Genomic DNA, 20,491 nt, shown 5'->3' with positions numbered 1-20,491 from the left:
TTCTGATCCCCCCTTTGGTTGTATTAATTGAATTAAAAAATTAATCCAATACTTTTCTATTTTAAAACCTCTTGTAAAAATATCTTAGTATGTTTCCAAGCACGTTTTGCCATAATCTCATTATAATCAGCAGACTCAGGATTTGTAAAAGTATGTTTTGAATTAGCATACGTGATAATTTGCCAATCGGCATGTCCATCGTTCAGTTCTTTAATTAGATTTTCATAATCTTCCTTCTTCACACTCTTATCATCTGCAGGGTGTTCTATTAAAATCTTAGTCTTTATAGGATTATTTGGTCGGTCAGAAGATTTAGCTAGTCCGCCGTGTATACATACAATCCCCTTTACATTTAACCCCCCTCGAGCAGTTTCCAAAGCTCCAGTTCCACCAAAGCAATACCCAATAACAGCAATCTTTGTAGCACCTAGCTTTTCCAGCTCATCAATAGCAAGCTGTATTCGTTTTTGATAAAATCTGTAATCTGATTTAAATATAGAAGATATTTTCGATGCAGTTGAATTATCGGTTGGGTATTTTCCCTCCCCATAAATATCAGCTATAAAAGTAATATATCCCTCCTTTTGAAGATTTTTAGCGGCGTCTTTTGCTTCTTCATCTATTCCTTTCCAAGCAGGCAAAATTAAAACAGCTTGAGTTTTGTCTCCTAGATTTGTGGAAACTAACCCATTCAATTTTTGATCACCATCAAAGTAGACAATAGGATTTAACTCCTGACCAATTGAAGAATTTGATCCCATTATTATACAGGTTATAAGGTATGCTGTCGATTTAATTAAAGAGTTCATCATGTATTTGTTTTTACTCCCTTACTAGTTATATATAACATTTTTAGGAAAAAAAAGTTTTAAAGCATTCATATTTAAGTTAGTACATGATTCAAAAAGTAATTTTCTAGTTATGAGTTATAATTATATTTGAAAGTAACACATTGTTATTTTAAAACTTGCAGTTCAATAATAATGTATTTAAATACGAAATAGGGATTATTGGAACATTAAACAGAAATAGACAATTAATTCATTGCCTGGAATCATCCTGATTGCTTTATAGTCAAAAACGATAATGCTGGAGGCGGATTCTATCAATCAGACTTCGTGCTTTTCATGAAGTCAAATGCGCCTCTTCTTAAATTAATACCGTACTCCAGATTTGCTTTCAAACAAGAAAGAAAATTTGCCCATCCCTCAGTTTGCCCTATAGCTTGAAGAATACCTTCTTCATTTTTTTTCATTCTGCTTTCTTTCACTTTCACAATCGTTTCATGTCCAGAAACACCTTCTAAGAATATTTCGACAAGCATTCCCTCCTTTCCAGTCCAATCAAAGGAGATATATTCATATGGTTTAATAACCCGGCCAGTAACCGGGAAAGTCTCTTTGAATTCAGGAAACTTCCAATAGACTGTTACACCATTCTCCAATCTTCCTGTAGATTTTTCAATAAAATAACCACTCATTTTATCTGGCGAGACTATAGCTTCAAATACGTCGTGTATTGATTTTTGAATCTGAATTGAAGCTTTTGCTGTTAAAAAATTGTCCATAAATTGCAAGTTAATAATTCTTTAATGCTAACGTTTTTTGATTTACTCAATATGTTAATTTTAAAGAAATTTTGTTTAAGTTTAACTGTTATTTTTTACTACCTCATAAAAGCTGGTATTCAAAAATATCATATTTAAATTTACTAAAATCTAATTAAATAGAGATGAAAGAAAAAATAGTAAGTACGAATAATATTAATCTATATACTCAATCCTTTGGTAACATAGATAATCCAACGATCATGTTAATTGCTGGAGCTACTGTTTCGATGTTATTTTGGGACGAAGAGTTCTGTGAAAAATTAGCTAATAAAGGTCATCATGTAATACGATTTGATTTTAGAGATACGGGTCAGTCAACAAGTTATCAACCAGGGAGCTCAAATTATAGTATTGACGATCTTGTGGAAGACATAGCACAAATTCTAAAAGCCTACGAATTAGATTCTGTTCATTTGTTAGGTATTTCATTAGGCGGCATGATAGCTCAAATTCTCGCCATTAAATATCCAGAAAAAGTAAGAACATTGACATTAATGAGCACAATGCCCTGGTGTCTCGTAGATTCGAATATCCCAGATATGGACGTGAGAGTGTTAAAATATCAGGCAAAGGCAGAAAATATAGACTGGAATGATGAACAAAAAGTAATTGAATATATGTTACAAGGTTCCAAATTAATGAATGGCAGAAAACCATTTAATGATGAAAAGGCCATTAACTATTTAAAAAAATCGTATCAAAGGGCTGCAAATTTTCAGAGTCAGTTCAATCACGCGTCCTTAGAAGGTGGAATGGATTTCTATAATAAAATTGAAAATATAAAATCTCCATCTTTAGTCATACACGGAACAGATGATATTATTTGTCATTTTAATTTTGCACCAATACTAGTTCAAAAACTTAAAGCACAAAATTTTTTAATTTTAGAAGGTACAGGACATGAACTTCATGAAGATGATTGGGATCAAATTATCAACGCACAGAGTGGAATGATTTCTCATTTTGAGAATAAGCAATAGTAAACTACCCACACACACTTTGTGATGGCATGGGCTTTAGACATCAATAATGCACAGTACAACTATAGATATTGCATCTTTCGGGCAGATTTACAACAGCCCCAAGCAAAGCAATGTTTTGAGCGGCATTACAGGCATCAATCACATCCACTTTGCAATTTTTATTTGTACACTTAAAAACCTTATTGGTTTTTTTACCAATATATCTGCAGCAATTACAGGTTTGGGAGGTGTACTGAGGTGCTACAACGATCAACTTAACACCATTCAAAAGAGATTTGTATTCCAGAAAGGAACGCAGCTGACCAAAAGACCAACGACCAAGTTTTGTTCTAAACTTTTTATTTCTAGGTTTCGAACTAAAACGGATGTTAGTCAGGTTTTAAATAGCAATCCCTTGTCTTTTATCCTTAGCGGATTTTACAATCGATTTGGAAAGGGTGTGGTTGATAATAGCAGATGTTGTCTTAAAATTAGGGGGTCGCTGCCTTCTCTCCCACACACGCTTAGGCAATGAGTGGGTTTCCGCAGCATTTTTATGAATCAGTACTAACAAAAAAACGCTTATTACTGTTTTTTTTAAGGCGAGTACTCAATATTTAAAATGTATATAATTTTATGATTCTCCACTTGAGTTAATATAGCTAGACACGGATTAAATAAATGCTCAAAATAATTTTTGTTTCTTATCCTATGACAAGAAAACTAAAATAAAACTAAAGTACCTTAGTTGAAGTTATACAGAAGAGAATATCTTATATAAAGAATTGTAAATCCATTAAGTATGAGCAATATTTAAAAATTTGAGATTTTTATTTAGTGGATTCCGTTCTTTTATTTAAAAGATGAAACTAAGTAAACTTTTATGTCAATTGTAATGATGACTTCGTTATAATCTTCATAACGAACTTAACTTAGAAAAAATTTATATTACCGCTAGATGTTGACAATAGGTTGTCAATAGAGAGTGATAATTTTATCGAACAAAAGATATAAACTAAAAAACAATACATCATGGCAAAAATTCACGCTTATTTAAATTTTGAAGGAAACTGTAAGGAGGCATTCGCATTTTATCAAAAAGCATTTAAAACCGAAGATTTAGGCACTTATTATTTTGATGATATGCCCGCAGAACCAAATCAACCTCCATTACCTGAGGAGGCAAAAGGAAAAATCATGCATACGGCAATTTATATTAATCAGGATTCAATGCTAATGGGTTCAGATGTTGTTAAGGGCTTTTTTAACGAAGATGGAACAGAAATGAACCCTACCCCACTCACCTTTGGAAATTCTACTTACATTATGTTAGATGCACAATCCAAAACTGAAGCAAAAGATTTATTTGATTCATTAACTAAAGGAGCAAAAAAAATAGAAATGGAATTAGGTGAAACTTTTTTTGCTGAATCATTTTCATCCTTCCAAGATCAATTTGGAATTTATTGGATGATTCATTTCGAAGGAAATAAAAAGATGGGATAATAAATCTTTATCATTTATACTAGAGTTTTTAAGAAACAACAGAATTGTTGTTTCTTAAAAACCTACTTATTGAATTGCATTTCTATCATTTAGGTGTCTAGAGTTTAGGATCAAAAATAACTCGTCTGTATCTAACTATAAGAATTATCACTATAAAAGCCTTAGTCACCGAAGTTAATAAGGCCAATAAAATAAATAACCATGTCCGTTGTCCACGAAATTATTCTAATGGCTCAATTCCATAAGGTTCTAAAAAACAAAACCATGAAAAATAGAATTATACCTTGTCTCATGTTTGACAACAATGCAAAGGAAGCTTTCAACCTCTATTCAACTATTCTATCAGATACGAACATTACAAAGGACAGTGGAGTTCTGGTACAGGCAAAGGTTCTAGGGGTAGAAATAATGGGAATAAATGGAGGTCCGCAGTTCAAACCAAACCCATCAATTTCATTTATGCTGGTTTATGAATCCAAAAATGAAATTGATTCTGCATGGAAACAGCTAATTTCAGGAGGAAAGGTTCTGATGCCTTTAGAAAAATACCCTTTTAGTGACCACTATGGATGGCTGGAAGATAAATATGGGTTTAGCTGGCAATTGTACCTAGGTAAACGTTCGGATGTAAATAATCAACCAGTGGTTCCGACTATTATGTTCGCCCAAAAGCAACAAGGAAGATGTAAAGAAGCATTAGATTTCTATGGCAGTTTATTTCCGGATTTCAAACTTCAAGGAATCTTAGAATACCCACAAGATGAAATGAAAAATCAAATAATGCATGCTCAATTTATGGCTGGAGGTTTAACAATAGCTGCAATGGACAGTGGGGTGCCACAAAACTTTACGTTTAACGAAGGAGTTTCTTTTAGTATATTTTGTAAGGATCAAAACGAAATAGATTTTTTTTGGAATAAAATAACTGAATTGGGCGAAGAAAGTCAATGTGGTTGGTGCAAGGATCAATTTGGTGTCAGTTGGCAAATTATTCCTGAAGAAATGAATAAACTCATTATCGAAAACCCTAAAGCATTTTCTGCAATGTTAAAAATGAAAAAACTTATTATTGAAGATTTGGCTAATGCATAATATTCTGATAATCTATAAATTATAGATATTATTTCACTCATTGATTGGATTTAATGGATAAATATGTTATACTACTAAGAGCGATAAACGTTTCGGGTAAGAATATAATTAAAATGGAAGAATTAAAAATTGTATTCCATCACAATAACTTTATTAACGTTAAAACCTATATACAAAGTGGAAATATCGTATTAAGTACAGGTGTAGATTATTCAAAATTAAGCCAAAATATCAGTAGAATAATACAAGATTCTTTTAAAATAAATGTTTCCAATTTTATTGTTTCTAAAATGAAATTAATTGAAACTCTGAATAGGAACCCATTTAATGCTGAATTACCCGGTAATCAATTGTATTTTTGTTTCCTATCACATGAACCCGAATTAGATTTAGTTAATCAAATAAAAAATTTCAATTCAGAATCGGACAGATTTGAAATCATAGGGGATATAATCTATATTTATTTGCCTAAAGGCGCCTCTAAAACAAAATTAACGAACTCTTTTTTTGAGAAGAAGCTTAAAGTACGTGCTACAACACGGAACTTGAATACCATGAAGAAACTATTGGACTTAATTGATGAAATATAATTTTAAAACTTGATTTAATCAATAGTCTAGACGAACTGGCGTAGTCTCGAAAAATCATTAGATTAAAATTCGCTATTTTTTTCGACTTAAGGTATATGTCATCCAAATCATTCCGGAGTTTATTTTCCATCAATTTCATTAGCATAAACATCACTTAACCAATTAAATAACAGCTTGTCTTCTAAAGTGTTTATTTGTATATCCATTGCTTCTAAAATTTCTTCAAAGAAGGGAGCAATAATGAGATCATCTCGATTACTAAAAAGAGAAATATAAATATCGCGCTCGGGAATCATTAACATAATATTATGAAATCCAGTGCTTTCTCCTGAATGGAAATAGACCACGTTCCCATTGGTATCTTCAGCTAGAAAAAGTCCCTGGCCGTACCGAACCTCGGGATTGACCTCATAGAATAATTCTTTGTTACGCCCATTAGCCAATAATTGATTCACGATAGAGGTTATATAAACGTTGGATCGACAAAAATCGTCCGCGGAAGTATAGACACCTCCATCTCCTTTGGTTGCACTAGTTATACTTTGATCCGCTAATATGAATTTATCTTTTCGGAAATGATAACCATAAACCCGATTTTTGATTTGTACAGTCTGATTAAAAATTTGGGAGTTTGACATTTCCAGATGTTTAAATACGTTTTCTCTAACAAAGATTTCAAACTTGCTTCCAGAGATCTTCTCTACAATTAAAGATAGAAGACAATAACCTGAGTTACTATACCTGAATTTAGAACCGGAAGGAAAATATAATGTATCAATAGGGGTCACAAAATTCAGTACATCCAAATCATCAAGTTGTTTAATTTGACGATTTGGAATCAAAACTTCATAATCAATTATTCCTGATGTATGATTTAGGAGATTTAATATGGTTATGTTACGAACTTCACCTTTCAAATTTGGGAAGAAATCACTGATTTTTTGCTCAAACCGCAATTTCTTATCCATGAATAATGATGCAATAGCCAATGCTGTAAATTGTTTACTCACTGAAGCCATTCTGAAATTACTTTTTGAATCAATGGGCCTTGATGATGTTAATTCTTCAACGCCATTGCCTTTAGAGTAGATTACTTCCCGATTAGCTCCAACAATATGTAACATAATACCGGGCACTTCAGGATTTGGATAATATTGAAACACAATGCTATCTAGCTTTGAAGATAAGGTTTGACTGAAAGAAGACATAGAGCATACTATTAACCCTATTATAAACAAACATTGAAATTTATACATTCCCAATGCTAAGAAATTTTGGTTAAACTAAAAAGGGGTTATTTTCTAACCCCTACTTGAAAAGTTCAATTATTCAACAATTTGTAAATCTGAGTCTTTGAGATCTTTAAACTTTCTGTAGCGGTCAATTTCATCTGCTAATTTTGAAATTGCAAAACCTACAATTGAGGCATCGTCCAGCCAACCCAATACTGGAACTAAATCGGGAATAGCATCTAAGGGCGAAATGATGTAAATTATTGTACCAACAATGATTGACAGATTCCATCTATTGATTTTGTATTTACCCGCTAAGGTATCTTTCATCATAGAAAGTACTAGATTAAAATCATTTGTTTTATTTCCTAAATTGCGAGATTTGCTTTCTGCTAAAAGGACTTCATCATTTGTTAAACTCCTATTTTTAAATACATTAAATAATGTAATAGCCTTCCTATGATAGCTTTTTTTCATTTTAATCTTTATCGTTGAATTATTAAGACATTGAATTATAATAACGGTTTAATTTTATCAAAATCAAACTTTATAAAATGTGCTAGAGGTATCCGAAAATATTTTTTAAATAAAAACAATAATAGCACAATATAACTGATCTTCGGTCGTTTTTATAGTAAGAAAAGGTTATTTTAAAATTATTATAACGAGAGTTATAAGAAGTTAAATAGAATAACTTTTAAAAGGAATAGGTTGATTGTGTAAAAACAATCAACCTATTTCGATTTAAGAGGGAACCTTTCTTATGGTTTCTCTCTCCCAGATTCTATGCATTTTTATCGATTTAATAAACTCATCCACTAAACTTCCATCGGATTCGTAAATGACAGCCTTATCCTTATCGACTAAGGATTTAGCAGCTAAGCTCTCTGCGCCTTTTGCAAAGGCTAAAGCTTTACAATGTCTATATCCCTCGTTTATAAATTGAAAATAATCCGGATTATTTAAAAGTTTTGCAACTGATTCTCCTTCGGGAGTATAAAATGCATCGTAACATACAGAAGCTTCAGTCAAATAGGAATGCTGAATTACCATCTCACCTCCTTCTTGGAATTTTACGGTTCCTACATGTGAAGAAATAAAAGTTACATGAGCTCCCAGTTTTTCCAATTCTTTTTGAACTTTATCTACCGAAATCATGCTTACACCATCATCAATTAAGAAAGCAATTTTCCTGCTTTTAATTGTTCCTTCAGTGGGTTCAACCTTCATACTTAATGCTGAAGATTTGACAATTTCAGGTTTATTCGGTTTGATAGGATAATTTGGGTGGTTTTGCCTTGCAAATTGTAATGTTAATGGATCAAGCTCTTCTGCTGGTGTAAGCCCCAAGTTTGCCCCAACCATATTTGCTAATTTTTTGTCAACTTGGTATAAAATTGCTAATTCACGTTTTCTGATACTTTCATCATTAACTTTAGAGAGCTCAAAACTAAATGCATTTATGATGTGACTTTGCTCTTCAGGACTTTGCGAATTAAAAAATAATCTCGCTTGCGTAAAGTGGTCAGCAAAAGACGATGATCGTTCTCTAACCTTCTTGCCTTCTAAATATTGTTCACCTGTTTGAAATCCTTTCTCACCCTTAAGCATAGCATGATAAGGACAACCATCCGCCTTACTATTAGGAAAATAACTAACATTTCCTTTCAAAATGTCCTGCCTTGCAAACCCATCCTTTTGATTATTAAATTTACCATTTATTGGACTGTTGATTGGCAATTCATGAAAATTAGGCCCCCCAAGTCTATAATTTTGAGTGTCCATATAGGAAAAGATTCTACCTTGCAATAGTGGATCGTCCGAGAAATCTATACCCGGTACTAATCTTCCTGGATCAAAGGCAGCCTGTTCTGTTTCAGAGAAGAAGTTTTCCGGATTTCTGTTTAATGTCATCGTTCCAATAATCTTCACAGGTACCAACTCCTCGGGAATTATTTTAGTCGGATCTAAAATATCGAAGCTAAATTTCATTTCATCTTCTTCCGAAATCAGCTGAACTCCTAAATCCCATTGAGGAAAATCATTATTTTCTATTGCTTCCCATAAATCTCTTCGATGAAAATCTGCATCGAAACCAGATATTTTCTGGGCTTCATTCCAGGCAACTGAATGAACACCGAGACGAGGCTTCCAATGGAATTTAACAAAAGTTGATTTTCCATTTTCATTCAAAAATTTAAAAGTATGTACTGAAAATCCTTCCATCATTCGCAAACTTCTCGGAATTGCTCTGTCCGACATTACCCATAAAGACATATGTGCAGCCTCGGGCATTAAGGAAATAAAATCCCAGAATGTATCATGTGCTGAGGCAGCTTGGGGCATTTCATTATTGGGTTCCGGTTTAACTGCATGAACAACATCTGGAAAGTTCATGGCATCCTGAATAAAAAAAACCGGAATATTGTTTCCAACGAGATCGTAATTACCTTGCCGAGTATAAAATTTCACAGAGAAACCACGAACATCTCTAGCCAAGTCTGAAGAGCCTTTGAAACCTGCGACAGTAGAAAAACGTACAAATACAGGTGTTTGCGTTCCAATTTTTAAAAAATCAGCACATGTAAAACTAGACATATCAGCAGTTGCCTCAAAAACCCCATGGGCGCCTGAACCTCGGGCATGTACCACTCGCTCAGGAATCCTCTCTCTATCAAAATGCATTAATTTATCAAAAAATATATGATCTTGTTGCAAAGAAGGACCACGATTGCCAACCTTTAAAGTATTATTATTATCATGGATAGGAACACCATCATTAGTTGTCATGACTTTTCCAGCATTATCTACCAAATTTTTATCAACTTGGTTTGAAACTTTAAATTTGCTCTTTTTCATTGTTTATAGATTTATATTGCATTAAATATGATTATCTTCCAAAAGAAAAATAGGTCTCTAAGGGATGTTTTTTTCCGCTTAACCAGTTAGATAACATGCTCATACCAATAACTGAGAAAGTAATTCCATTTCCACCGAAGCCTAATATAAAATATGAGTTTTTAAAATCCCGGTGGCTTCCAATGTAGGGTAAGCCGTCATCGGTTTGCCCAAATGTTCCTGCCCAAGAAAAATCAATCACAAAATTATCTTTCTTAAAAATCTTTTGATATGCTTTAATGAGTTTTAATGATTTATGGTATATTAATTCGTCTCTTTTTTGGGAATTTATAAAATTCTCATCTTCCCCTCCTATTAAGAATCGGCCGTCGTCAGTAGTACGCATATATTGATAAGGACTCGCTGTATTCCAGATTAACATGTTTCGATATTTATCACAAATCGTTTTCTCAATCTCTGAAACCATTGCATATGTGCTATAAAGATTAACAAACCTCTCTTTTATAATGTTGGTGGTTTCATAACCTGTACAGTAAATTATTCTTTTTGCCTTAATTTGAAAACCTGTATCAAGAGAACAAAGATTATAACCTCGCTTTTCAATCACGTCTGTAAGTTCAGTTTTATCGTAAATATCCAACCCATTCTCCTGATTAAAACGAAGAATCTCATGACTTAATTTAAAAGAATCTACGCTTGCACCATGCTTGGATAAGATACCAGCATAGGCATTATGTATTTCAAATTTTTCCAATATATCTTTCTCGTTTAGCCAGCGAACCTTAAATCCGGCCTGTTTCCTCGTCTCATATTCCTTTTTTAACCAAATGACATCCTTCTTACGGCTGGCGTAATAAAGCGAAGACTTTTTTTTAAACCCAGCTCTTGAATGTATTTCAGAAGCAATCCGGGAAAGTCGACCAATAGCATCCAAACATGATTTGTAGCTTAAAACGGCTCCTTTAATTCCGATCATTTCAATTAATTTACACAATGGTGTATCAATTTCATATTGAAGCATGGAGGTCGTCGCCGAGGAACTACCATTTAATATTTCTCTTTTATCTATAATAATAGTCTCATATCCATCTCGCATACATTGATGAGCAGCCAATACACCTGTAATACCTCCTCCAACGATCAAAACATCACAGGTCTTGTCGGATTTTAATGAAGGATAGGAATTAATTATTCCATTTTTAATTAAAAAAAAAGGTTCATTTGACTTTAAGTCCATTGACAAAAAAGTATAATACCATTAATTGATTATTGACCATAGAATTTGAAATTATTTTTCGATTCACCATCAGTATATTATCAACTATTGAGAATGAATTTTGTTTGCAAATATTATTCGTTTTTGAAGGGAGTTTAGTTTGACCGATTTTAAATTTCATTCATCAGGGGTATAAATCATAAGAGATTTACATTAATTTATCTATTGAAGTTTGCATTTCGCTATGAGGCATTTGCATAAAACCTAACAGATTACCAACTTGTAATTACCAAATAAGATATTTTTAGAATATTGAATACATAAATAGCCGAAAGTTTACTTCTTCTGCTTTCCATGACTTCGAATTTCATAAAAAGCTATGTATCTTTGTTCTCAAATGAATGTAAATAATTTATTAGAGCGCGCCTTAAATTTTGATTTCTTAACCAAAGAAGAAGGTGTTTTTCTATACCATCAAGCTCCTACGGCGGATTTGGTATACATCGCTAATGAACTTAGAAAAATACAAGTTCCACATGGCAAAGTAACCTGGCAAATTGACAGAAATGTCAATACAACGAATGTGTGTATCGCCAATTGCAAATTTTGCAATTTTTTCAGACGTCCCGGGCACGAAGACAGTTACATCACCGACATCGAGACCTATAAGCAGAAAATTGAAGAAACCTTTAAATTTGGTGGAGATCAACTTTTGTTACAAGGAGGACACCATCCAGATTTGGGATTAAATTTTTATACAACTCTTTTCAAACAATTGAAGGAGCTATATCCTACTTTAAAACTACATTCTTTAGGACCCCCAGAAATTGCACATGTTGCCAAATTAGAAGGTTTAAGCCATATAGAAGTACTAACTGCTATGAAAGAAGCCGGTTTGGACTCTCTCCCTGGTGCAGGTGCTGAAATCCTTAACGACAGGGTTAGAAGATTAATATCAAAGGGTAAATGTGGAGGTAAAGAATGGTTAGACGTTATGAGAGCAGCCCATAAAATCCATATTCCTACCTCAGCAACGATGATGTTCGGGCATATAGAAACGATTGAGGAACGATTTGAACATCTGGTGTGGATTCGAGAAGTTCAAGATGAAAAGCCTGAAGGTGCTTACGGTTTTGTAGCCTTTATACCATGGCCTTTCCAAGACGATGGTACATTATTAAAACGTTTACGTGGCATCACAAATGATGTTACAGAATCTGAATACATAAGAATGATTGCCCTTAGCAGAATTATGTTACCAAACATTAAAAATATCCAGGCTTCCTGGCTGACGGTTGGTAAACAAACTGCACAAATTTGTCTTCATTCAGGCGCAAATGATTTTGGATCAATAATGATTGAAGAAAATGTTGTTTCAGCGGCAGGAGCACCACATAGATTTACCTCTAAATCTATTCAAGACGCTATTTCAGAAGCAGGGTTTGTTCCTCAATTAAGAACTCAAACTTATCAATTCAGGGATATACCTGAGAATATGGAACAACAGGTTATAAATTATTAAAATCCAATTTTGAAAGATATATTTTTAAATATTGAGGCTATTATTTTTGCTTCCATTGAAGGAATAAATCAAAAGGAGCTAAGAGAAGTATTACAAAATACATTATCTATCCAGATTTCTAAAGAGGAGCTGTCTGAAATAATTAAAAAACTTAAATTTAAATATGCAGATGATGCGTATGCTTTATCGCTAGAATCCATAAACGAGCATCTTCAGTTCCTGACTAAACCTGAGTTTCACTTGGCTATTCATCAACTCCAAATTCAGAGAGATAAGAAAAAACTTAGTCAGGTCGCGTTAGAAACACTAGCCATCATTGCCTACAAACAACCTATTACAAAAATAGAAGTTGAACAAATAAGGGGGGTAAACTGTGATTACTCCATTCAGAGACTGTTAGAGAAGGGATTAATTAAGATTATCGGAAAGGCCACAACAGCTGGCAAACCATTATTATACGCAACTAGTAGCGAATTCATGAATCATTTCGGTCTCTCTAGTGCGAAGGATTTACCTCAATTAAAAGATATTGTAACAAGAGAGAATTCAATAGGCGAAATCATAGAATAAGTACACATTTAACTTATTCCTATCGTGAAGATTATTTTTTTTTTAAAAAAAAGTTTATCAATTGGAATTTCTTATATAATTTTACTTTACTAAAGGAAATATCATATTAAAAAAATGGCTACAACACAAGCAATTGAAACAGAAGAAATGGTTGACGAATTAGTATTCAACTTCAATGGTCCTGAGGATGATTCTGATGATATCTTTGAAGACGACAATTTCGATTTGGATGATATCGATTCTATTGGAGAATACGATGATCTGGATGATAATGATGACGAATTTTAATTCTGGCATTTTATTATCACTTAAAAGCTATTGGAATTATTATCCCAAAATCACTATTCTTCTATTTGGTTAGAATAAAATTAGAATTCTGGGATAATAAAAAAAGCTAAGGTAATTTTAATATTACCTTAGCTTTTTTTATTGGGGATATGAATTTTATTAATTCAATAATTCTGTTATTTTTGTTATCTATTGTCTATACTCAAAGAAAACGGTAGGTCTTCTTTTTTTACTCCCCTAGTTTTGTTAGGTTCAGATCCCATCTCAAACATCAAGTTAGCTCCTTTAATTAAAAGGCTATGATTGATATAATTTTTCGAGTAATTTTTTCCATTCCATTTCAGATTTTGAATATAGCGGTTTTTATCTGAATTGTTATTTGTCTGAATATTCACCTTATTTCCATTATCAAGGTGAAGAGTTACTTTATCAAAAATCGGAGATCCAATCACATATTCATCAGTTGCTGGTGTGACAGGATAAAATCCGATAGCAGAGAATACATACCAAGCAGAGGTTTGTCCGTTGTCCTCATCTCCACAATATCCATCAGGATTCGGTGAATACATTCGGTTCATAGTCTCCCTAACCCAGTATTGAGTTTTCCAAGGTGCCGCAACATGATTATATAAATAAATCATATGTTGAATCGGCTGATTCCCATGGGCATATTGCCCCATATTAGCAATTTGCATTTCCCTAATCTCATGTATTGGAAACCCATAGTAGCTCTCATCGAATATTGGTGGCAAAGAAAATACAGAATCTAATTTAATTTCCATTGCTTTATGTCCCCCTAATAAATTCGCTAACCCGTCTATATCTTGAAATACGGACCAGCTATAATGCCAACTATTTCCCTCAGTAAAGGCATCCCCCCATTTAAATGGGTTGAATGGTGTAGACCATGATCCATCCTTATTTTTTCCTCGCATTAAACCAGTTGATGAGTCAAAAAGTTTTTTGTAATTATAGGATCTCTCTTTATAAAACTCTTCGTCCTTTTTGTCTTTACCTAAAGATTTAGCCAACTGATAAATTGAGAAGTCATCATAGGCATATTCCAAAGTTCGAGCGGCATTTTCGTTAATTTTAACATCATAAGGAACATATCCAAGATCATTATAATATTCTGCCCCCGCTCTACCCACGGCAGTCAATGGCCCCGCATTATTCGCACCCTTTTTTACGGCTTCATAGAGTATTTCTATATCTTTTGTTTTAACACCTTTTATCCAAGCATCAGATACAACGGACGCTGAATTATTTCCAACCATAACATTTCGATAACCCGGACTTGCCCATTCAGGTAGCCATCCTCCTTCACGATATGCATTTGCTAACCCATCCTGCATTTTTACACTTACCTCAGGATACATTAAATTAAGGAAAGGAAATAGACTTCGGAAGGTATCCCAAAATCCAGTATCGGTAAACATATATCCTGGTAATACTTTGCCGTTGTATGGTGAGTAATGCATGATGTTACCAAGTTCATCAATTTCATAAAACATTCTTGGAAATAGCAAAGAACGATATAGACTAGAATAGAAAATTCGCATTTGATCAATGGTACCTCCTTCAATTTCTATCTTGCTAAGCTGAGTATTCCAAATATCCTCACCTTTTTTGACCTGTTGATCGAAAGTAACACCATCTAATTCTTTAAGGTTTAACTTTGCTTGCTTTTCACTAATAAAGGAAGAGGCAACTTTCATTAAGACTTGGTCGCCGGCCTTCACACTTTTAAATCCCACAATAGCCCCTACATGATCAGCTTTAACTACATAGCGTCCATCTGTTAAAACTGAGTCTGCAAATGTGGAAACATTTGCAAATGGTTTGTTGAATTCTATAACAAAGTAATTCTTAAAGTTGTCAGGAACACCTCCACTATTCTTTGTACTGTATCCAATGATTTTTTGTTCTTTTGGAAGTACTTCAACAAAAGAACCTTTGTCAAAAGCATCGATTAGGACAAATGCTGAGTCTGTTTTTGGGAATGAAATCCGAAAATAGGATGCTCTTTCTGTAGGTGTTAACTCTACTTTAGTATCATAATCAGCCAAATAAACTGAATAATAGTGTGGTTTAGCTATTTCAGCCTTATGCGAAAAATAACTAGCACGTTTATCTTGATCAAATGTTTTATTACCGACCATTGCCATTATCGAGAATTGACCATAATCATTCATCCATGGTGATGGTTGATGGGTTTGTTTTATCCCTCGAATTTTCTCTGCAGTATATGTATACATCCACCCGTCCCCCATTTTACCGGTTTGGGGGCTCCAGAAATTCATACCCCAAGGTAAGGCAATTGCAGGGTAAGTATTCCCATTTGATAGTGAATGGGTAGATTGAGTCCCCACCAAGGTGCTAACAAGATCAACCGGTTTATCAACCTTGCTGATCTTTTGGCCATATGATGAATAAATACCCACACCCAATAAAAGTGCTGAAGTGATTAATTTTAAATTCATTTTATGAAATAGGTTTTATCAATATATAAATATATGTAAAAATACTTCAGTACCAAATGCTAAATACTTTTAGCATCACATTAACAAGATAATTTTTCCGTAAAACTTATTACTATCAAAATATTCATGTGCTTTTGAAACATCAATTAGAGGAAAAGTTTTGGTTACAATTGGTTTAAATTTTCCACTTAATAATAATGGTATAACATGAGTTTCAACCTGAGCGCGGAGAGAAGATTTAAACGAAACATCCCGTGAGCGTAATGTTGAGCCAGTTATTGTGATTCTCTTTTGCATTATTTTTAGTATATCCAATTCAGCCATTTTACCTTTGATAGCATTAATTTGAACCAATCGACCATCCTCCTTCAAGATATTAATATGCTTAGGAAAATAATCTCCCCCTATACTATCCAAAACTAAATTAATACCATAATTTTTTAGCACTTGCTCAAAATCTTCTTTCTTATAATTAAGAACCAAATTTGCCCCTAAATCTTCTACATGTTTCTTTTTAAAATCATCACCTACGGTCGTAATTACCTCTGCTCCGAAGAGGCTTGCTAATTGAATAGCGACACTACCTATCCCACCAGCACCTCCTTGAATTAATACTTTATCTCCATATTTCAATCCTCCTCGTTCAAATAAATTATGCCAAACCGTAAAGACTGTTTCCGGTAGACTGGCAGCATGTTGAAAACTCAACATTCGGGGTTTAAGAATGCAACTACCAGAATCTGCACAAACGTAGCTCGCATATCCACCACCACTCAATAATGCCATTACATGGTCTCCTATTTTAAGCCTTTTTACGTTTTCACCGATTTCTCTCACAATCCCAGAAACCTCCAAACCCGGTATATCTTTAACTGTATCATTTGGAGCTGGGTAGTTTCCCTTTCGTTGAAAAACATCTGGCCTGTTAATACCCGCAGCCTTTACTTCAATCAATACTTCATCTTGATTGGGCCTAGGAATGGCTCGCTCTTGAATTTGAAAAACTTCAGGGCCACCATATCTTGATATGATTGCAGCTTTCATCATTTATCATTTGGATAACTTTGCAATCGAATATTTAAGGTTAACATAAAATATCTACCCAATCTATTGTTTCTAGATTCAAATACATCATTCCCTAAATATTCTGTTAATACACCTACATTTTTATTCTGATCCATAAGATCATAACATTGCAAGCGTAATAAAGCAAGTTTATTTTTCATAAAACTATATTCTAAATAGGTATTTATAATAGTTGGATTTACATCACTTAATTCACTTACATAGCCATTATAAAATTTTTGAGACATCTCTGCACCCAATATCAAACGGTCGCTTATATATCCCTTTCCTCCCAAACTCAATAAGAAAGAGTGTGCCGCTATTTTGTTCCTATATGGCATTTTATAGACCGCCTTATTTAAAAAATAATTTGTATTAAATACTGATTCAAAATATTGATTCCAATTATATCTCAGTTGTAAATTTTGATTAAATAACACTTGTTCAGTTGAACTTTTAGTTTTGTTGATATAGGAAAGATTATGGTAATAATCTACATTGCCTGAAATATCCAATTGAAAATCATCATTAAAAACTGGTGTATTAAAAAGGTAATACCATTTCGCATCATAATATCCATCAGTATTTTCGAAAGTTGTTTCTTGAACAGTTTCATTAGAAAGTGAGGTTTTTGAACTCACAATCTTATTAGCTATAAAAGTGTAGGCAAAATTTGTTTCAAAATATTGCCCTTTCTTGGTAACAAATTTTCTAAGCGTCGTTGATATCCTATTGTAAAATTCCGCCTTTAAAGTTGGGTTTCCTACTATAATATTCCTAGAGTTTGAATTATCTCTTACTGGTGAGATGTGCAAGAAATTGGGTTGTATGTTCTTCCCTAAATAAGCTAATTGCATATCCAATTCATTACTAAATTTATATCTTATTGATGATGTCGGAACCAAATTCACATTATTATATTCATAAACCTCCTCCAAGCCCTTTACTTTTCCTCGCAAATTAACCGGCTGTACAAGAAAACCCATATTAACTCTAAATTGATCATTGGGTTCATACTGGTAATTTAATCCTGTCTTAAAGCTTTTAAATTGATAACCATATTCTACACCTAGAGAATCAATATAACCATCAGGGCTTTGCACTCGACGTTTTGCTTCAATATTAGTTAAATCCATTTCATGGGTAATCTCCAACAGACTGTGATCGAAAAAAGGTTCAACAAAGGATAAAGAAGTTTTCATTGCCATCATATCATTTCTAGAATCAACAATTTGCTTCTGATCGAACCTATCAATTAATGGCTCCATACCCGTCGAATCAAAGCTGATATAACTTTCGGTTATACTTTCATCTTTATCCAAAGATTGAAAATTGAATTTTGCATCGCCAATTAATTTTCGTCCTGGTTTTTTAAAAAACTTAGAAAAAACCATCGTTAATTCAGCTGTGGGGTTATTATTGATGGAGGTGTCCTGTCTATTACCCCTATCCCGTATTTTATAGTTCCTTAAATCAGTTGTTTTATAATTGTAGTGGTAAAATCTATTATAAGTTACACTTGGTACAATTTTTAAAATGTCTTGGTTCTTAAACTTCGTGTTTATTTCAAAAAATAATTTATGGAAATTATCATTCAACTTGTTTTGATAATCTTCCAATCGATGAATCCTATACCCCGAATAGGATGAGGTCAACAATGAGCTTCCTTCGGTAATATTTTGTTTACTTTGATAATTGTATCCACCAGATATCGCAACTCTCTTCCCAATATTATCCGAAAAGGTGATTCCTACAGAAGACAGTTTATTAAGTCCGTCAGACTGATCAGAATAATCGCCGACCTCACCTAAACCTGTAGTTCTTCCACCTGCCCCATTTGGTGAACCAAAAGCAAATAAACTCGTGTTTGTATTATTAACAGAAGCAACTACTGATAATTCTTGACCATCGTTAAATTTATTAACACCAAGACTACCTAAATATCGATCTCTGGTCCCTCCGCCAATAGTTCCCTGGCCAAATGTTATCTTTTTCTTATTATCCTCTAAAATAATATTAATAATCTTTTCAGGTTCTATATTCTTAATTCCTTTTTCTTGTGATTGATCACCATAGTGATTGATTACTTCAATTTGTTTTACAAATTCAGAGGGTAAATTTTTTGTTGCGACTAATAAATCACCTCCAAAAAATTTTTTCCCGTCAACCTGAACGCCAGTTATGGGCTGTCCATTATAGAAAGTTGTGCCATCCCGCATAACCTGAAAACCGGGAAGTTGTTTCAAGGCTTCTTCTAATAATGATCGATCCGGAAAAGTATAAGCTCTCATATTAAACTGAATCGTATCACCTCTATGTATAATCGGGATTACTCTTTCCACTCGTACCTCAGGAATAACAGTTGTTTGGGTTGAAAGAATAAGTCTTGGAATAAAAATTTTATTTATATATAAACTTGAAGTAATGCTTTTATTCAAGATTTGATAACCGAGCATACTATAGGAAATATTTAAATATTTACCTTTAACCTTTGAGAATTTATAGAATCCGTTCACATTAGTTGTTGTTGATAAAGTGTCTTGTGAGCTGATCAACCTAACAGAAACCCCTTTTAGTCCCATCCCTGAAGTATCAATCACTAGACCTTCTACACTTTTTGGCGTTTCTTGAGCATAAACTTGTCCAAAACCTGAAAAGATTAAAGAAAAAATAAGAGATACAAAATAACAGATTTTCCGCACAGAATTTTAAGACTAAATTGGTATAATTTATTTCATTCTTTTTCAATAAAATGAAATTTAACATTAAAACGCAAAAAACTGAAATAATTGTATAAAAAAAACGGGTTAAAATTTACTTCTAACCCGTTTTTCTTATTTTATGCTAAATTCTATTCACCAGAAAAAGTTACTTTAAGCAAATGACGATCAATTTCCCAACGCCCAGTTCCTTCCTCTCCGATCACTTCAAATAATTCTAAAATTCTACGAGCAACAAATTCTTCTTCTACTTGTTCTTCTAAGAACCATTGGAGAAAATTGAACGTTACAAAATCTTTGGCTTTCATACACTTATCTGCAATTTTATTAAATTGCTCAGTAACAAACATTTCTTGTTCCAAAGTCTGTTCAAATACTCCTCTAAACGATTCAAAATCAACCGGGACATTAGTTACCTCGGGAGAAACTGCACGTCCGCCTCTAGCTAATATATAGTTAAAAAGCTTCAACATATGCGTACGCTCTTCATCAGATTGTTTTGCAAAAAAAGCTGCTGAATTATCTAATCCCTGATCGCCACACCATGCAGACATTGCTAAATATAAAGAAGACGAATGAGCTTCAATTTTAACCTGTGCGTTTAATATGTTTTCAATCTCCTCAGAGAGAGAGGTTTTTAATTTCAATAAATCTTTCATATCATTAAATTTAATGTTAATTTAATTAGGGAATCGAATTCTGATTTCCCTCCTTACAAAGGTAATGCTTAATAAGAAAGAAATCTCTAAAAATCTGTAATACAAATTCAGTCTAAAT

At 33.2% G+C, this 20,491-nt stretch carries 18 protein-coding genes; 7 read left to right on the top strand and 11 right to left on the bottom strand.

What is annotated here, in order from left to right; all coding sequences use genetic code 11:
- Nucleotides 1–56 precede the first annotated feature (56 nt).
- Nucleotides 57–761, bottom strand: coding sequence for a dienelactone hydrolase family protein (locus tag AC6CHH_RS02270; protein ID WP_498279298.1), 705 nt, complete (start codon nt 759–761; stop codon nt 57–59).
- Nucleotides 762–1,105: 344 nt separating this feature from the next.
- Nucleotides 1,106–1,567, bottom strand: coding sequence for an SRPBCC domain-containing protein (locus AC6CHH_RS02265; RefSeq protein ID WP_498279296.1), 462 nt, complete (start codon nt 1,565–1,567; stop codon nt 1,106–1,108).
- 164 nt (nt 1,568–1,731) lie between these two features.
- On the opposite strand from AC6CHH_RS02265, the gene AC6CHH_RS02260 reads away from it, so the two are divergent.
- Nucleotides 1,732–2,589, top strand: a complete 858-nt coding sequence (locus AC6CHH_RS02260; RefSeq protein WP_498279294.1) for an alpha/beta fold hydrolase — start codon at nt 1,732–1,734, stop codon at nt 2,587–2,589.
- Nucleotides 2,590–2,632: 43 nt separating this feature from the next.
- On the opposite strand, the gene AC6CHH_RS02255 is transcribed toward AC6CHH_RS02260, so the two are convergent.
- Nucleotides 2,633–2,959, bottom strand: coding sequence for a zinc ribbon domain-containing protein (locus AC6CHH_RS02255; RefSeq protein ID WP_498279758.1), 327 nt, complete (start codon nt 2,957–2,959; stop codon nt 2,633–2,635).
- Nucleotides 2,960–3,603: 644 nt separating this feature from the next.
- Here AC6CHH_RS02255 and AC6CHH_RS02250 point away from each other — a divergent pair.
- The 3 genes from AC6CHH_RS02250 (at nt 3,604) to AC6CHH_RS02240 (ending at nt 5,759) form a co-directional block, all read left to right on the top strand.
- Nucleotides 3,604–4,077 (top strand): VOC family protein, encoded by a 474-nt coding sequence (locus AC6CHH_RS02250; protein ID WP_498279292.1) that lies wholly within the window; start codon nt 3,604–3,606, stop codon nt 4,075–4,077.
- A gap of 264 nt (nt 4,078–4,341) precedes the next feature.
- A complete protein-coding gene (locus tag AC6CHH_RS02245; protein WP_498279290.1) occupies nt 4,342–5,169 on the top strand; it encodes a VOC family protein in 828 nt (275 codons plus the stop codon).
- A 53-nt stretch (nt 5,170–5,222) separates the two neighbouring features.
- The gene (locus AC6CHH_RS02240; RefSeq protein ID WP_498279288.1) at nt 5,223–5,759 is read left to right on the top strand and encodes a DUF1697 domain-containing protein; all 537 of its coding nucleotides are present in this window, start codon (nt 5,223–5,225) and stop codon (nt 5,757–5,759) included.
- 119 nt (nt 5,760–5,878) lie between these two features.
- Here AC6CHH_RS02240 and AC6CHH_RS02235 read toward each other — a convergent pair whose 3' ends face one another.
- From AC6CHH_RS02235 to AC6CHH_RS02220, 4 genes are all read right to left on the bottom strand, one after another.
- Entirely contained in the window at nt 5,879–6,967 is a 1,089-nt protein-coding gene (locus AC6CHH_RS02235; RefSeq protein WP_498279286.1) for a serine hydrolase domain-containing protein, read from the bottom strand.
- 117 nt (nt 6,968–7,084) lie between these two features.
- Complete coding sequence (locus AC6CHH_RS02230) at nt 7,085–7,468, bottom strand: YkvA family protein (protein WP_498279284.1); 384 nt, start codon at nt 7,466–7,468, stop codon at nt 7,085–7,087.
- Between the two features lie 267 nt (nt 7,469–7,735).
- The gene (locus tag AC6CHH_RS02225) at nt 7,736–9,850 is read right to left on the bottom strand and encodes a catalase (RefSeq protein ID WP_498279282.1); all 2,115 of its coding nucleotides are present in this window, start codon (nt 9,848–9,850) and stop codon (nt 7,736–7,738) included.
- 31 nt (nt 9,851–9,881) lie between these two features.
- Entirely contained in the window at nt 9,882–11,087 is a 1,206-nt protein-coding gene (locus tag AC6CHH_RS02220) for an NAD(P)/FAD-dependent oxidoreductase (protein WP_498279280.1), read from the bottom strand.
- A gap of 376 nt (nt 11,088–11,463) precedes the next feature.
- Here AC6CHH_RS02220 and mqnC point away from each other — a divergent pair, with 376 nt between their 5' ends.
- From mqnC to AC6CHH_RS02205, 3 genes are all read left to right on the top strand, one after another.
- Nucleotides 11,464–12,588: a cyclic dehypoxanthinyl futalosine synthase gene (mqnC, locus tag AC6CHH_RS02215; RefSeq protein WP_498279756.1), complete on the top strand. Its 1,125-nt coding sequence runs from the start codon at nt 11,464–11,466 to the stop codon at nt 12,586–12,588.
- 9 nt (nt 12,589–12,597) lie between these two features.
- Nucleotides 12,598–13,158: an SMC-Scp complex subunit ScpB gene (gene scpB / locus AC6CHH_RS02210; protein WP_498279278.1), complete on the top strand. Its 561-nt coding sequence runs from the start codon at nt 12,598–12,600 to the stop codon at nt 13,156–13,158.
- A 114-nt stretch (nt 13,159–13,272) separates the two neighbouring features.
- Nucleotides 13,273–13,446: a hypothetical protein gene (locus AC6CHH_RS02205; RefSeq protein ID WP_498279276.1), complete on the top strand. Its 174-nt coding sequence runs from the start codon at nt 13,273–13,275 to the stop codon at nt 13,444–13,446.
- Between the two features lie 185 nt (nt 13,447–13,631).
- Here the strand turns inward: AC6CHH_RS02205 and AC6CHH_RS02200 are convergent, their stop codons facing one another.
- The 4 genes from AC6CHH_RS02200 to AC6CHH_RS02185 form a co-directional block, all read right to left on the bottom strand.
- Nucleotides 13,632–15,929 (bottom strand): GH92 family glycosyl hydrolase, encoded by a 2,298-nt coding sequence (locus AC6CHH_RS02200; protein ID WP_498279274.1) that lies wholly within the window; start codon nt 15,927–15,929, stop codon nt 13,632–13,634.
- A 75-nt stretch (nt 15,930–16,004) separates the two neighbouring features.
- Nucleotides 16,005–16,976 carry an NAD(P)H-quinone oxidoreductase gene (locus AC6CHH_RS02195; RefSeq protein WP_498279272.1) on the bottom strand — a complete coding sequence of 324 codons (972 nt, stop codon included), beginning with the start codon at nt 16,974–16,976 and terminating at the stop codon, nt 16,005–16,007.
- Nucleotides 16,973–19,696 (bottom strand): TonB-dependent receptor, encoded by a 2,724-nt coding sequence (locus tag AC6CHH_RS02190; RefSeq protein WP_498279270.1) that lies wholly within the window; start codon nt 19,694–19,696, stop codon nt 16,973–16,975. The genes AC6CHH_RS02195 and AC6CHH_RS02190 overlap by 4 nt, the downstream gene beginning before the upstream one ends.
- 149 nt (nt 19,697–19,845) lie before the next feature.
- Complete coding sequence (locus AC6CHH_RS02185; protein ID WP_498279268.1) at nt 19,846–20,373, bottom strand: ferritin; 528 nt, start codon at nt 20,371–20,373, stop codon at nt 19,846–19,848.
- Between the last annotated feature and the right edge of the window lie 118 nt (nt 20,374–20,491).

It is taken from the genome of Sphingobacterium sp. GQ94 (assembly GCF_059758715.1).
This window is presented reverse-complemented; position numbering and strand designations above follow the sequence as displayed.

Bases quoted from the DNA above. Each gene is read 5' to 3' on its own strand.
- AC6CHH_RS02205 (WP_498279276.1), top strand. From the start codon at position 13,273: ATGGCTACAACACAAGCAATTGAAACAGAAGAAATGGTTGACGAATTA.
- AC6CHH_RS02230 (WP_498279284.1), bottom strand. From the start codon at position 7,468: ATGAAAAAAAGCTATCATAGGAAGGCTATTACATTATTTAATGTATTT.
- AC6CHH_RS02265 (WP_498279296.1), bottom strand. From the start codon at position 1,567: ATGGACAATTTTTTAACAGCAAAAGCTTCAATTCAGATTCAAAAATCA.
- AC6CHH_RS02260 (WP_498279294.1), top strand. From the start codon at position 1,732: ATGAAAGAAAAAATAGTAAGTACGAATAATATTAATCTATATACTCAA.
- AC6CHH_RS02220 (WP_498279280.1), bottom strand. From the start codon at position 11,087: ATGGACTTAAAGTCAAATGAACCTTTTTTTTTAATTAAAAATGGAATA.
- AC6CHH_RS02225 (WP_498279282.1), bottom strand. From the start codon at position 9,850: ATGAAAAAGAGCAAATTTAAAGTTTCAAACCAAGTTGATAAAAATTTG.
- AC6CHH_RS02200 (WP_498279274.1), bottom strand. From the start codon at position 15,929: ATGAATTTAAAATTAATCACTTCAGCACTTTTATTGGGTGTGGGTATT.
- AC6CHH_RS02235 (WP_498279286.1), bottom strand. From the start codon at position 6,967: ATGTCTTCTTTCAGTCAAACCTTATCTTCAAAGCTAGATAGCATTGTG.
- AC6CHH_RS02245 (WP_498279290.1), top strand. From the start codon at position 4,342: ATGAAAAATAGAATTATACCTTGTCTCATGTTTGACAACAATGCAAAG.
- mqnC (WP_498279756.1), top strand. From the start codon at position 11,464: ATGAATGTAAATAATTTATTAGAGCGCGCCTTAAATTTTGATTTCTTA.
- AC6CHH_RS02195 (WP_498279272.1), bottom strand. From the start codon at position 16,976: ATGATGAAAGCTGCAATCATATCAAGATATGGTGGCCCTGAAGTTTTT.
- AC6CHH_RS02240 (WP_498279288.1), top strand. From the start codon at position 5,223: ATGGATAAATATGTTATACTACTAAGAGCGATAAACGTTTCGGGTAAG.
- AC6CHH_RS02185 (WP_498279268.1), bottom strand. From the start codon at position 20,373: ATGAAAGATTTATTGAAATTAAAAACCTCTCTCTCTGAGGAGATTGAA.
- AC6CHH_RS02250 (WP_498279292.1), top strand. From the start codon at position 3,604: ATGGCAAAAATTCACGCTTATTTAAATTTTGAAGGAAACTGTAAGGAG.
- AC6CHH_RS02270 (WP_498279298.1), bottom strand. From the start codon at position 761: ATGGGATCAAATTCTTCAATTGGTCAGGAGTTAAATCCTATTGTCTAC.